The following is a 13,091-nucleotide window of genomic DNA, read 5'->3' on the forward strand; positions in this document are numbered from 1 at the left end:
GGCCGGGGCCGGAGCGGGCGCCGGAGCGCCGGCCGGGGCTGCGAACGCGGGCGGTGCGGCGGCCTGGGCCGGCGGGGCGAAGCCCGGTGCGGCGCCGGACTGCGGCTGCTGCGGGGCGGCGGGCTCCTCCTCGGCGACCTCACCGCCGAAGTTCTGCAGCAGCGCGTCCAGGCCGCCGTCGAAGCCCTGTCCGACAGCGGCGAAGCGCCAGACGTCCTTCACGTAGAAGTCGCCCAGCATGACGGCGCGTTCGGTGGAGAACTCGGCACCGTTGAACGAGTACCGGGCCACCTCCTCGCCGCCCGCGACGATGCGGATATAGCCAGTTGCGATCTGCGACATCTGCCCGGCGCCGTCGACGGTCGCCGTGAACGACAGCTTCTGGATCTGCTGCGGAATCTTGTCGAGCGTGACGCGGAAGGACTCCGTGTCCCCTGCTTGGGACCCCAGGAGTTGAATAGCCTCCTCCGGGGACTTCGGCTGGTTGAAGAAGACGAAGTACCGGTCGTCCGAAAGCCGTTCATCGGCGTCCAGTCCGAAGCAACTGATGTCGAAGGTCAGTCCGGGCGCCGAGATCTGTACCCCCACGTACAGATCCGTCCCCGCCGTGAGGTCACTGATCCTGGCCTTGTGGCCGCGTTGGAATTCCCTGGCCATGCGTAACGACCGTCCCCCATCCCGATGGTGAGTGCGTCGCGCCAGGCTAACGGCAAAATCCGGCAACGAACGAAGCCGGTACAGACCCGGTACACAACGCCCGCTTGCAGGTCGCTTCCGGGCCGCTTCCGGCCCGTTTCCGGCACGGGCACGCGCACGCGTGGTGGCCCGTTCTCGTCAGTGGGTCACTCGTCGCGCTCGGCGGGCAGATGCGGCAGCCGGTCGGCGGCGACCACTCCTTCGAGGTATCCGCGGGCGCGCTCCGTCCGCGGATAGGCCTCCAGCAGCCGCCAGAAGCGGGGGCCGTGACCGGGCACGAGCAGGTGGGCGAGTTCGTGGACGAGGACGTAGTCGACGACGTACTCGGGCATGCCCTGCAACCGGTGCGAAAGACGGATACTGCCCTCGGACGGGGTGCACGAGCCCCAACGCGTGTTCTGATTGGTGACCCAGCGGACCGATGCGGGCCGGGCACGGCCGTCGAAGTACTGGAGCGACAGGCGCTCGGCACGCTCGGCCAAGTCGGTGTCCCCGATGAGCCGCTTGTTCTCCTGCGCGGCGAGCTTGTCGAGCATGACGGTCACCCAGCGCTGCTCCTCCGCCTCGGACATGCGGGCGGGGATGAGCACGATGGTGCGATCGCCCTCGCGGTACGCGGACACCGTTCTGCGCCGGCGGGCACTCCTGCGGACCTCGATCGCGCTCGCCCCCGAGCCGCTTGGCGGCTGGCTCGTCGTGCTGCTCTCTGGCTTTCCGGCACGGTGCAGTGGGTCGGCGGGCACGCCCCGACGTTACCCGCTGCACACATGGGAAGTCCCGACTCCGGGACGGTTCGATATCGATCCGCGCTCCCGGCACTGGGTTTGTACGACTAATACAGCGGCCTGTGGACAACTCCCGACGCCTGGCCGCGGAACCCCGGCATCCTGGCATTCGACGGCGGACCGGACACGACAGCGCGACTGAGGCTGTGGCGTCCGCACCCCGTCGGCACACGGGGACGTACTACGGCTACGGGAGCCGATCATGCATCCGATGGTGAAGCCCGCGCTGCGGCGCGGCTGGCGGGACCTCAACACCGTGCAGTTCGGGATGGCACCCGCGCACGCGCTGGTGCTGGGACCGATGGACACCGCGACGGGCAGTTTCCTCGCCCTGCTGGACGGGACGCGCGGCCTGCCGCTCCTGCGCGACGAAGGACGCCGGATGGGGTTGCCCGACGGCCATGTCGACGGGCTGGTCGAGCGGCTTGCCCAGTCGGGCCTGCTGGACGACGCAACGGGAGGCGGCCCGGCCGCGGACGCTCTGCGGCACAAGGACGGGGCCATGGACCGTCTGCGCCCCGACCTCGCGGCGCTGTCCCTCGTCTCCCCCGAGCCGGGCGGCGCGATGGGCCGCCTGGCCGCCCGCCGCTCCCTGCGGGTGCAGGTGCGCGGCGCCGGACGGGTGGGCGTGACCCTGGCCACACTCCTGGCGGGCGCGGGCGTGGGCGGCGTCGACGTGCGCGACGTCGGCCGGGTCGAGCCGTGGGACGTGGCGCCGGGCGGACTGCCGGCCGACGCGATCGGCGAGCGCAGGGACGAGGCGGCGCGCCGGGCGGTACGAAGGGCGGCGCCTGATCGTCGCCCACGGGCAACCGCGTCCGCAGAGGACCCCGGCTTCTCCCTGGTGATCCTCGCCCCGCGAGGTGGGGTCGACGTCCACGCACCCGACCCGGTCGCCGCGGAACCGCTCATCGCCTCGGGAACGCCGCACCTCTATGCGGGGGTCGTCGAGGGAACGGGCGTGGTCGGCCCGCTGGTCCTGCCCGGCGAGACGGGCTGCGCGGGCTGTCTGGACCAGGCTCGCGCCGACCGGGACGCGTGCTGGCCGCGTCTGGTCACACAGTGGCGCTCGGGCAGACCGCGCCAGGTGGAGGCCTGCGACCTGGCCCTGGCCTCGGCAGTGGCCGGACTGGCGGCAGGGCACACGCTCGCCTTCCTGGACGGTCAGGTACCGTCCAGCGCGGGAGCGCGCTGGGAGGTGTCCCTTCCGGGGTTCGACTGGCACTCCAGGCCGGTGTGGGCACATCCCGCATGCCCGTGCGCGGCCACGGAGAAAGGTAATGGGGAACACACCTCGGAGGACGGGGACCCACACGAGACAATGGCGGGGCAACAGCGGTCAACGAGCTTGTCCCGCACAGCACACTCCGCACGGCGGTCTGGGACTTGGAGGGCGCATGTCTGATCTTCCCCGGAAGGCGGTCACCCGTACCGCCAAGCTCGCCGCGCTCCCGCTCGGCTTCGCCGGGCGGGCGACCTGGGGGCTCGGCAAAAGGATCGGCGGGAAGTCGGCGGAGATCGTGGGCCGTGAGCTGCAACAGCGCACGGCGGAGCAACTGTTCAAGGTGCTCGGCGAGCTCAAGGGCGGCGCGATGAAGTTCGGGCAGGCACTGTCCGTCTTTGAGTCGGCGCTGCCGGAGGAGATCGCGGGGCCGTACCGCGCGGCCCTGACCAAACTCCAGGAAGCGGCACCCCCGATGCCCACACACACGGTGCACTCGGTGCTGGCGGAGCGGCTCGGCGAGGACTGGCAGGAGCTGTTCCTGGAGTTCGAGGACAAACCGGCCGCCGCGGCCTCGATCGGCCAGGTGCACCACGCGACCTGGCACGACGGCCGCGAGGTCGCGGTCAAGGTGCAGTATCCGGGCGCGGGCGAGGCTCTCCTGTCCGATCTGAAACAACTCAGCCACTTTGCCCGCCTTCTGGGTCCTTTGATCCCGGGGATGGATGTCAAGCCGCTGATCGCGGAGCTGCGCGACCGCGTGTCCGAGGAGCTCGACTACGGCTTGGAGGCTCAGGCTCAGGAGGCGCACGCGGCGGAGTTCGCGGACGACCCGGACGTCCTGGTTCCGGCCGTCGTCCACCAGTCCGAGCAGGTCCTGGTGACCGAGTGGATCGACGGCACGCCACTGTCGGATGTGATAGCGGACGGCACCCAGGAGCAGCGCGACCGTGCCGGTCAGCTGCTGGCCCGGTTCCTCTTCTCGGGCCCTGCCCGCACCGGCCTCCTGCACGCGGACCCGCACCCGGGCAACTTCCGCCTGGTGCCCGACGAGAAAAGCGGCTGGCGCCTGGGTGTCCTCGACTTCGGCACGGTGGACCGCCTCCCGGACGGCCTGCCCGCACCGATCGGAAACTCCCTGCGGATGACGCTCGACGGCCAGGCCGAGGCGGTCTACGAGCTGCTCTGCGCGGAGGGCTTCGTCAAGGAGTCCGTGGAGCTGGACCCCGACTCCGTCCTCGACTATCTGCTGCCGATCATCGAACCGGCCCAGGCCGACGAGTTCACCTTCACCCGGGGCTGGATGCGCACCCAGGCGGCCCGTATAGCCGACCCGCGCTCCCCCGCCCACCAGCTCGGCAAGCAGCTCAACCTGCCCCCGTCGTACCTGCTGATCCACCGGGTGACGCTGAGCACGATCGGGGTGCTGTGCCAACTGGGCGCCACGGTCCGCCTGCGGGACGAGCTGGAGAAGTGGCTGCCGGGGTTCCTGCCGGAGGAGCAGCAAGCCGCGGAGGCGTGATCACCGGGGAACTGGGGCACGAGACCGCGCGCACGCAGGGACGAACCGTGGGGCGATCCGGGCACTTCCCAAGCTCGACGACACCGACCCGGTTCGCACCGCCCACCGCGCGTTCCTGCCGACCAGCGCACATTCCTGCCGACCACCGCATGTTCCTGCTGGCCACCGCGTGTTCCTGGAGTGATCAACTGCCTCACCACCAGGCCGAGTCCAGGCGTCTCTCGATGGCCCTGATGTTCGCCCGGGCGCAGTTGTCGCAGAAGTAGTGCCGGATGCCGTTCTCCACGGAGCACGTCCAGGTGGGCTGAGGGTCTTCGGCCGGGGTGCCGCACTGGGCGCAGACGAGGTGGGGCGCTTCCGTGGTGTCGGGGCACCGCGCGGAGCCGCTGTGGTCGCTGTCCCCGGGATGAATCGTCACTTGGCGACGATATCGCCGCGTCCGACGGTTCGGTGGGCGCAGCGCACAGCGGGGGCCGGCCCGTTCGGACCGGCCCCCGCTCAGCTACTGCTTCTGGTTGGTGCCTGTGTGTCTGGCGTCGGCTACTGCATCACGGCCATGGCGAGCGCACGGCGAGCCCGCATCGAGGCGCGCTCGGCGCGGCGCTGCATCCGCCGGGCCGTCGCCAGGCGCATGGCCCGGCGCTCCTGCTCCGCCTCCTGCAGTCGGTCGTGCATATGCGCACGGGCCAGGGCTTCTGGAATGAGTTGCATCTCTCGGGTCCTGTTCTGACGGGAGCCGGTCGCACCGGCGGTGGTGAAGTCTGGAATCGCGGAGCCGGCGGGCTCATGGGTGGACGGCTTCATCGGGGCCTGCTTCTTGGGGTCGTGCGTGAGGGGGCGGTCGATCGTTCCTAGCGTGTTCATGCCGTGACCGGGTTCTTGCGCGGGCGGCCACGCGGCCGCTTGCGGGCCACAACGACACCCTGGACGAACAGCTCGCCACCCCAGACGCCCCAGGGCTCACGCCGCTCCTTGGCGCCGGCGAGGCAGGCCTCGATCAGCGGGCAGGTGCGGCAGAGGGACTTGGCGTACTCGACGTCCGCCGGCGACTCGGCGAAGAAGACCTCCGGGTCGTAGGAGCGGCAGGGGACGGGCACGCCGAGGTTCTCGATGGCGTCGTCGAGCGCGGTGAGCGCAGTGAGCGGGGTCAAGGTGGAGTCCTCCGTGAGGCCGGGCGGGGAGATCGTTTCGGAAGGCGGTACGGACGGGGCGTGCGCTTCGAGTTGCACGGTTCGTCTTCCTCGTCTGGTCGTTCCGGCCGGTTGGCCGGTGGCGGCTGGTACCGGGTTCTTGCTTGTCCCGAGGCCCCTTCGCTCTGTCGTCCCCGGTGAGGGACAAACAGAAGGGCCGCGGATCCCGGATGGGGTTCCGCGGCCCTGAAGGCGCCGGCCTGATCGGCGATCAGGCTGGATCACTCCAGGGATCTGGCCCACGGAAGGCCCACATCGTGTGGTGCTGCGTCGTCTGCTTCAGGGATCCGGCACCGGCGGCCGCCGCAAAGGCATAGGCCTGCGCCTGTGCCACTGCTGCTGCTTCCAGTGCCTTGGTCGGTCGCTCATTGCGCTCACGGACGGGAAGACCCGCGAGAGACACAGGGGACGCCGGACGGACGGCACGGATGCCGGACAGACCAGTGCCCAGGTTCGAGACGCCGAGCATGCACAGGGAGACGGCCGAGCGATCGGTCAGTTTGACGGTGCTGACGGTGCTGGTGTTGATGCTGATCACTGGAATCGCCTCCTCTCGGCGTCTAGGGGGATCGGGGTGAGCCGATCCAACGGTTATTAAGTACAGCACGGAACCGGCGCCTGGGAGAAGGCCGCCGTTCCCGTGCCTAAGAACCTATGGGGATTGCTGGCGCATGCGCAAACTATTTTTTCGACGAGTTGGCGTCAGTCGCCCTCATCGCCTATCTCAACCTCCTGACCTGCACAGATGGTCAGGACATCGGCCCCGTAGCGCTGCAGTTTACGCGCGATGACCCCTGGGATACGAGAGAGTTCAGCCGGAGTGGTCGGTACCGCTTCGGTGATGGCCATCAGGGTCCTGTCGGTGAAGACGCAGAAGTCCGGCTGGCCGCTGCTCCGTGCCTGCGCCCCCCGCCACTCGCGCAACCGCTCGTAGAGGGCCTCGTCCATGTCGGACGGACAGTCCTCACACCGCATCAGTTTCATCTCGCCGGCGTCCCTCAAGGTGCGCCCGCAGACACGGCAACGGGCCGGCGTCCGGCTGGTGGGCCGTGGGGCCACAGCAGCCGCGTTGCCTGGGAAACCACGCTCGATGCCACCGGCTCTCCCTGTACCACCCCTGCCCGCGGTGGCAGTGGATCCGGGGCGCAGGCCGTCGAGGAAGCGGCTGGGGCGGCGGTTCGGGCGCCCGCCGGGCGAGCGGGACAGGGCCCAGGAGACATGCAGGCGTTCCCGCGCGCGCGTGATGCCGACGTAGAGCAGGCGCCTCTCCTCCTCGACCTGCTCATCGGTCTTGGCATAGGTGATCGGCATCATGCCCTCGGCGACTCCGACCAGGAAGACGACGTCCCACTCCAGACCCTTGGCGGAGTGCAGCGAGGCAAGGGTGACGCCCTGCACAGTGGGCGCGTGCTGGGCATTCGCCCGCTCGTCGAGCTCCGCGACGAGGTCACCGAGGGTGGCGTCGGGCTTGGCCGCGGCGAAGTCCTGTGCGAGGTTCACCAGCGCGGCCAGCGATTCCCAGCGCTCTCTGACGGCGCCCGAGCCCGCCGGGGGCTTGCTGGTCCACCCCTCCCCCGACAGCACGGCCCGCACCTGTGACGGCAGGTCGACGGTGTCGTCGAGGAGGACGTCGTTGGCGCCGAAGCGGGCCGCTCCGCGCAGGGCGACACCCGCCTTGCGCACCTCGGGCCGGTCGAAGAACCGCTCGGCGCCTCGGAGTTGGTAGGGCACCCCGGCGTCGGCGAGGGCCTGTTCGTAGGTCTCCGACTGTGCGTTCGTACGGAACAGGACGGCGATCTCGCTCGCGGCGACGCCCGAGGCGATGAGGTCACGGATGCGGCGGGCGGCGCCCTCGGCCTCGGCGGGCTCGTCCGCGTACTCGGTGTAGACGGGCTCGGGGCCGGGGCCACGCTGGGAGATCAGCTCCAGGCGGTGCTCGGCAGCGCGGCCCCGGGCCTGGGCGAGCAGGCCGTTGGCGAGGTGGACGACCTGAGGCGAGGAGCGGTAGTCGCGGACCAGCTTGACGACCGTGGCTCCGGGGTGGCGGATACGGAAGTCGAGCAGATGGTCCGGGGTTGCACCCGTGAACGAGTAGATCGTCTGGCTGGCGTCGCCGACGACGCACAGGTCGTCCCGCTCGCCGAGCCACAGTTCCAGCAGGCGCTGCTGGAGCGGGCTGACGTCCTGGTACTCGTCGACCACGAAGTGCTGGTACTGGCGGCGGACCTGCTCCGCGATGTCGCGCCGGTCCTGCAGGATGCCCACCGTGAGCAGCAGGACGTCCTCGAAGTCGATGACGGCACGATCACGCTTGAGATCCTCGTACGCCGCGTAGAGCTGGGCGATCTCGGCGGGGTCGCGAGGGGCCTCGCGGCCGTGCTTGTCCGCCACGGCGGCGTAGTCGGCGGGGACGGTCCGGGTGACCTTGGACCACTCGATCTCGCCGGTGACATCCCGCAGTTCGTTGCGATCGAGACGGATACGGCAGGCGGCCGCGGCGTCAGCGACGATCTGGATCTTGCGGTCGATGATCCTCGGCATGGAGCCGCCGACTGCCTTCGGCCAGAAGTACTGGAGTTGGCGAAGTGCTGCCGAGTGGAACGTACGGGCCTGGACGCCGGAGGCACCGAGCTGGCGCAGGCGGCCGCGCATCTCGCCGGCAGCGCGGTTGGTGAACGTGACGGCCAGCACACTGGAGGGGTGCAGTATGCCGGCACGCACCCCATAGGCGATGCGGTGGGTGATCGCCCGCGTCTTGCCCGTGCCGGCCCCCGCCAGCACGCACACCGGACCGTGCAGGGCGGTCGCCACCTCGCGCTGCTCGGGGTCGAGCCCTTCGAGCACCGCGTCGGGGGTGTCCGGGACCTGTGGGAACAGGGTGGAGTGCGTTGCTGCTGTCACCCCGCCATGCTGCCAGGTCCCCGGTGACGGGTGGGCAAGTTGTCCACAGGCCTGGCCCTGCAGTCGTACTAATGCGGCAGGTGCCTCGGGATGTGCCCTGTGTCCCCGTCGCGTGAGCACAGGAGAGCCGCCTGCGCACGGGAATGGCGGACCGCACCCGTGCGTTCACCTCACAGCCACTCCACCCCCGAGCCGTGAAGGAGCGCCAGAGACATGCTGGGCACTGTGACGATGTACAGCACCACGTGGTGCGGCTACTGCCGTCGGCTGAAGAGCCAGATGGACCGCGAGGGCATCGCGTACACCGAGATCAACATCGAGCAGGACCCCGAGTCCGCGGCGTTCGTGGAGAAGGCGAACGGCGGCAACCAGACGGTTCCCACGGTGCGGGTGGTTCCCACCGCGGGTGGCACCGAGGTCGTGATGACCAACCCGAGCCTCGCCCAGGTGAAGCAAGCCCTCAGCGCCTGACCCTCACGCCGCACGACCCCCGACGGCCTCAGTGGCCGATCGGGGGTTTTTGCGCTCCGGACCCCCGCCGCTTCCCGTTCCCGCGAGTTATCCGCCTGCGGCAGGAGTTGTCCGCCCGACCGATACACCCGCAATCACGTTACTTATGCCGCCATCAATACTTTGGCATATTTTATTAACCTGTATGCGGGAATATTGACCTAAGAATGTTGATCCAGGACATGGGGCATATTGCTTCGCCTACGCCCAGGACAAGCAGATCACCGACAGGCAACCCATGACGGCACACGAAACGCACCACGAGAGTCGGACGTCGCGCTGGTCCCAGGAGGAGCGCCTGCGGGCTCTCGCGGCGTTCGGTGAGGACGTCACGGGAACCGAGGCCTTGAACTGCGCTTTGCACCACGCGGTCGCCGAGCTCGGAGGTCTGGGCGGGATGGCGCATCTCACGGGCCCCTGGATGGGGTCAGGGCTGCGTCTCCTCGCTGTCGACGGTCTGCCCGCAGCGCATGCGCGGCAGTGGCAGGACCACGTGGTCGGGCAGCCGATGAGCCCGGTCGACCGCATGCTGGACGGAAAGTGCCGATGGCACCCGGCACCGCACCGGGGAGACAGCCTCGGACCCGCCCCGGCTCCGCTTCCGGACCCCCCGGACGGTGCAGCCGTGGCCGGTGTCGTCGTCGTCCCGATGGTGTCGCAGGAGCGTGTTCTCGGCACTCTGTCCATCATCTGTCTGGACGAACGGCCGACGGTCGCACAGTGTGGCTTCCTGGAGGAGGCCGCTCGCCGCGTCACCGACCACCTGGGCCGCTCTCTCGGCGCCTCCCACAGCAGATCCCCCGAATGGTGGCTCGAACCCGACAGCGACTCGCGACTGAGCGAGGCCGCCAAGGCGGTCAGTGTGGGGTCCTGGGACTGGAACATCCGCACGGGCGAGCTCTTCTACGACGAGCAGTCCATGAGGGTGCTCGGCATCGACCCCGACACCTTCGACCAGCGGATCGAGACCTGGGTGGACATGGTCCACCCCGACGACCTGCCATGGGTGATGGCGGACACCGAGGACGCGATCCGGACCCGCAGCATTTACGGAGTCGAGTACCGCATCCGGCGCCCGGACGGGACCTCGGGCTGGGCGCAGGCCCGCGCCCGGGTGATCACGGATGCGGACGGGGAGCCTACGCACGTGGTCGGCACGGTGTGGGACACCACCCGCACCCGGGCCGCCAGGGACGCCGTCGACCACGCCCTGCGACACATGACGGACGGATTCGCCGCCGTGGACACCGACTGGCAGGTGACCTTCGTCAACGCCGAGGCAGAGCGGGCACTCGGCCCGGTCCCCGCCAGCGGGGACCGCTCCCTGTGGAACATCGCCGCCGCACGGACGCCCGGGTTCGAGGAGATGTGCAGACGCACCGTCTCGGAAAGCCGGCCGATGGGCGCCGAACTGAACTCGCCCGCCAACCAGCGCTGGTACCACCTGCGCCTGGTACCGGTTCCGCAGGGACTGGCCATCTACTCGACCGATGTGACCGACCGGAGGATCAGAGAGGCGGAACGGGAAGCCGCGGAACGCAGCGCAGCGGAACGCTCCGCACACACCGCAAGGCTGACCGAGGCGCTCGCCGAGGCAATCACCATGCGGGACGTCGTGAAAGCGACGGCAGAGCACGTCCTCGCACCGTTCGGAGCCAGCAGGCTCGCTGTCCTGACCCTGGAGGACGGCTTCCCCTGTGTCGTCGGCTCCATCGGGTACGGCAAGGCCCAACTGGACGCCTTCCAGGTTCGCAGCCCACGCCTCGGCACCCCCGTGGCCGATGTCCTCACCACCCGAGTGCCGCTGTTCATCGAGTCCGTGCACGAGCACAGGGAGCGCTACCCGCATTCCGCTGCTGCCGTCGTCACCGGCGAGGACCAGTCCTGGGCCTACCTGCCGCTGATCGTCACCGGTCGGGTGACCGGATGCTGCGTGATCGCCTTCAAGCAGCCACAACCGTTCAGCGGCGAAGAGCGGACTCTGCTCATCGCTCTCAGCGGACTCATCGCCCAGGCGCTGGAGCGCTCCAGGCTCTACGACTCGGAGCACAACCGCGCCCAGGAACTGCAGCGCGGGCTGCTGCCCCAGAAGCTTCCCGCGCTCCTCGCCATCAGCGCCGCGGCACGCTATCTGCCGGCTGACCGCCGTCTCGACGTCGGCGGCGACTGGTACGACCTCATCCCGTTGTCCGCCGAACGCGCCGCGCTCGTCATCGGCGACGTCATGGGCCACGGACTGTCGGAAGCGGCCACCATGGGGCGCCTGCGCACAGCCGTACGTACCCTCACCGAACTCGAACTCCCACCCGACGAAATCCTCGCCCATCTCAACGAGCTCGTGAGCGATCTCGGCGACAGCTTCTACGCCACGTGTCTGTACGCCGTCTACGACCCCACGACACGTCTGTGCGAGTTCGCTTCCGCCGGTCACCTCCCACCGGTCGTCATCCACCCCGATCACACGGTGCACCTACCGAAGATCCCCACGAACTCGCCCCTGGGCGCCGCCACCCCGCCGTTCGATGTCATCCAGATGGAAGTACCGGACGACAGCCTGGTGGCACTGTTCACCGACGGCTTGGTGGAGTCACCCGGCCAGGACATCGACGAGTGCATCCACCAGTTCGCTGGGATCCTGGCCTCGGCCGCGGCCGAGGAGGACCGGCCGGGCCTTGAGAAGCTGTGCGACACCGTCGTGTCCGCCCTGCTGCCGACCCAGAAGACCGGCAGGGACGACGCAGCGCTCTTCATCGCACGCACCCATGCACTGGCGCCCGAGAAAGTCGCCGCCTGGCCCCTGACCACGGATCCCACCGCGGCACGCCAGGCACGTGAACTGGTCCGTGGGCAGCTCGGCCTCTGGGATCTGGACGATCTCGTGATGAGCACCGAACTCGTCGTCAGCGAACTCGTCGGGAACGTGGTGCGGCACGCGCGAGGGCCCGTCGCCCTGCGCCTGCTGCGCGGGCACCACCTGGTCTGCGAGGTCTCCGACGGGAGCCTCACCACGCCCCATGTCCGACGGGCCTCCGACACCGACGAGAACGGTCGCGGACTTCAGCTCATCGGCGCGCTCACCCACCGCTGGGGCGTGAGATACGGAGCGTCCGGCAAGACCATCTGGACCGAACAGATGCCTCACCCACTGTCCATGGCCTGACTGCCCGCTGGTCTGACTGCCGGTTGTCCATGGTCTGACTGCCTGACTGCCTGACTGCGGTCTGACGGCCTGACTGCGCCCACACCGCCGACCGTCAGAGGGCGCTGCCCGGCCTGGGCAGGGGCTTGCCGTACCAGAGCTCGATCAGGCGCGCCGCGATCGAGATGCCGTAGGGCGGCAGCACCTCCCCGGACTCGAAAGCGGCCCGTAGCTCCTCGCGCGAGAACCAGCGTGCCTCGTGGATCTCATCGCCGTCGACATTGATGTCGGTGGAGGTCGCGTGGGCCAGGAAGCCCAGCATGAGGCTGGAGGGGAAGGGCCAGGGCTGGCTGGCGATGTACTCGACCGGGCCGACGGTGATGCCCGCCTCCTCGAAGACCTCGCGCCGCACGGACTGCTCGATGGACTCACCGGGCTCGACGAAGCCGGCGAGGGTCGAAAAGCGGCCCTCGGGCCAGTGCACCTGGCGGCCCAGCAGGATCCGGTCCTCGTCGTCCGTGACCGCCATGATCACCGCCGGGTCGGTACGCGGGTAGTGCTCGGCGCCGCAGGCCGGGCAGCGGCGGATGTGGCCGGCCGCCGCGATGACGGTGCGCTCGCCGCAGCGCGAGCAGAAGCGGTGAGTGCGCTGCCAGTTCTCCAGGCCGACCGCGTGCACCATGAGGCCCGCGTCGCGTGGCGACAGCAGCAGACCCGCCTCCCGCAGTCCCGCCGGGCGCGCGGACTGATCCATACGGCCCGGGAGCCCGTCCTTCTGGAGTGCGAAATAGGCCACACCCTCATCGTCGATGCCCAGGAAGTAGCGGTGGGCCTCGGTGAGCGGGGCCTCGAAGGACGGGGTCATGACGAGTTCGGTGTTGCCGTCCTCCGTCTCGTCGATGAGGACCTGGCCGCCCGACACCACGAAGCAGCGTGTCGTCGGGTGGCTCCACGCCGCCGCGAGCCAGGCCTCGTCGAGCCGGTGGTGAGCGGCCCGGTCGATGCCGCTCGGGGCGGTGAGGGAGATGGGGCGGTCGGCGGTGTGGTCGGTCCAGGTGGTCACAGGTGCTTCCAACTCCCCCAGGGGAACGGTTGTTTCAGCGGGCGGTTCGGCAGGGTGTGCGGC

At 69.6% G+C, this 13,091-nt stretch carries 12 protein-coding genes; 4 read left to right on the top strand and 8 right to left on the bottom strand.

Annotated elements, in window-relative coordinates:
- Positions 1–657: TerD family protein (locus tag FPZ41_RS39460; protein WP_194236381.1), on the bottom strand; the 657-nt coding region annotated here is incomplete at its 3' end.
- Positions 658–842: 185 nt separating this feature from the next.
- Positions 843–1,439: a M48 metallopeptidase family protein gene (locus FPZ41_RS39465; protein ID WP_322621312.1), complete on the bottom strand. Its 597-nt coding sequence runs from the start codon at positions 1,437–1,439 to the stop codon at positions 843–845.
- A gap of 244 nt (positions 1,440–1,683) precedes the next feature.
- Between FPZ41_RS39465 and FPZ41_RS39470 the strand changes: the two genes are divergently transcribed.
- Complete coding sequence (locus FPZ41_RS39470; protein WP_152868772.1) at positions 1,684–2,886, top strand: TOMM precursor leader peptide-binding protein; 1,203 nt, start codon at positions 1,684–1,686, stop codon at positions 2,884–2,886.
- Positions 2,879–4,225 carry an ABC1 kinase family protein gene (locus FPZ41_RS39475; RefSeq protein ID WP_152868774.1) on the top strand — a complete coding sequence of 449 codons (1,347 nt, stop codon included), beginning with the start codon at positions 2,879–2,881 and terminating at the stop codon, positions 4,223–4,225. The genes FPZ41_RS39470 and FPZ41_RS39475 overlap by 8 nt, the downstream gene beginning before the upstream one ends.
- Before the next feature lie 193 nt (positions 4,226–4,418).
- Here the strand turns inward: FPZ41_RS39475 and FPZ41_RS39480 are convergent, their stop codons facing one another.
- The 5 genes from FPZ41_RS39480 to FPZ41_RS39500 form a co-directional block, all read right to left on the bottom strand.
- Entirely contained in the window at positions 4,419–4,643 is a 225-nt protein-coding gene (locus FPZ41_RS39480; protein WP_228023302.1) for a hypothetical protein, read from the bottom strand.
- Between the two features lie 122 nt (positions 4,644–4,765).
- A complete protein-coding gene (locus tag FPZ41_RS39485) occupies positions 4,766–5,089 on the bottom strand; it encodes a hypothetical protein (protein ID WP_152868778.1) in 324 nt (107 codons plus the stop codon).
- The gene (locus FPZ41_RS39490; RefSeq protein ID WP_131569937.1) at positions 5,086–5,454 is read right to left on the bottom strand and encodes a WhiB family transcriptional regulator; all 369 of its coding nucleotides are present in this window, start codon (positions 5,452–5,454) and stop codon (positions 5,086–5,088) included. Before FPZ41_RS39490 ends, FPZ41_RS39485 begins: the two co-directional genes overlap by 4 nt.
- A gap of 172 nt (positions 5,455–5,626) precedes the next feature.
- The gene (locus tag FPZ41_RS39495; RefSeq protein ID WP_322621313.1) at positions 5,627–5,953 is read right to left on the bottom strand and encodes a hypothetical protein; all 327 of its coding nucleotides are present in this window, start codon (positions 5,951–5,953) and stop codon (positions 5,627–5,629) included.
- A gap of 164 nt (positions 5,954–6,117) precedes the next feature.
- Positions 6,118–8,316, bottom strand: a complete 2,199-nt coding sequence (locus FPZ41_RS39500; protein ID WP_322621314.1) for an ATP-dependent DNA helicase UvrD2 — start codon at positions 8,314–8,316, stop codon at positions 6,118–6,120.
- A gap of 213 nt (positions 8,317–8,529) precedes the next feature.
- Between FPZ41_RS39500 and FPZ41_RS39505 the strand changes: the two genes are divergently transcribed.
- Positions 8,530–8,787 carry a mycoredoxin gene (locus tag FPZ41_RS39505; RefSeq protein ID WP_131569941.1) on the top strand — a complete coding sequence of 86 codons (258 nt, stop codon included), beginning with the start codon at positions 8,530–8,532 and terminating at the stop codon, positions 8,785–8,787.
- Positions 8,788–9,064: 277 nt separating this feature from the next.
- On the top strand, positions 9,065–11,986 hold the full coding sequence (locus tag FPZ41_RS39510) for a SpoIIE family protein phosphatase (protein ID WP_228023300.1): 2,922 nt from the start codon (positions 9,065–9,067) through the stop codon (positions 11,984–11,986).
- A gap of 94 nt (positions 11,987–12,080) precedes the next feature.
- Here FPZ41_RS39510 and nudC read toward each other — a convergent pair whose 3' ends face one another.
- Positions 12,081–13,028 (bottom strand): NAD(+) diphosphatase, encoded by a 948-nt coding sequence (gene nudC / locus FPZ41_RS39515; RefSeq protein WP_322621315.1) that lies wholly within the window; start codon positions 13,026–13,028, stop codon positions 12,081–12,083.
- Between the last annotated feature and the right edge of the window lie 63 nt (positions 13,029–13,091).

This window comes from Streptomyces acidicola (assembly GCF_009377235.1).
Taxonomy (GTDB): domain Bacteria; phylum Actinomycetota; class Actinomycetes; order Streptomycetales; family Streptomycetaceae; genus Streptomyces; species Streptomyces acidicola.

Bases quoted from the DNA above. Each gene is read 5' to 3' on its own strand.
- FPZ41_RS39510 (WP_228023300.1), top strand. From the start codon at position 9,065: ATGACGGCACACGAAACGCACCACGAGAGTCGGACGTCGCGCTGGTCC.
- FPZ41_RS39475 (WP_152868774.1), top strand. From the start codon at position 2,879: ATGTCTGATCTTCCCCGGAAGGCGGTCACCCGTACCGCCAAGCTCGCC.
- FPZ41_RS39505 (WP_131569941.1), top strand. From the start codon at position 8,530: ATGCTGGGCACTGTGACGATGTACAGCACCACGTGGTGCGGCTACTGC.
- FPZ41_RS39470 (WP_152868772.1), top strand. From the start codon at position 1,684: ATGCATCCGATGGTGAAGCCCGCGCTGCGGCGCGGCTGGCGGGACCTC.
- FPZ41_RS39485 (WP_152868778.1), bottom strand. From the start codon at position 5,089: ATGAACACGCTAGGAACGATCGACCGCCCCCTCACGCACGACCCCAAG.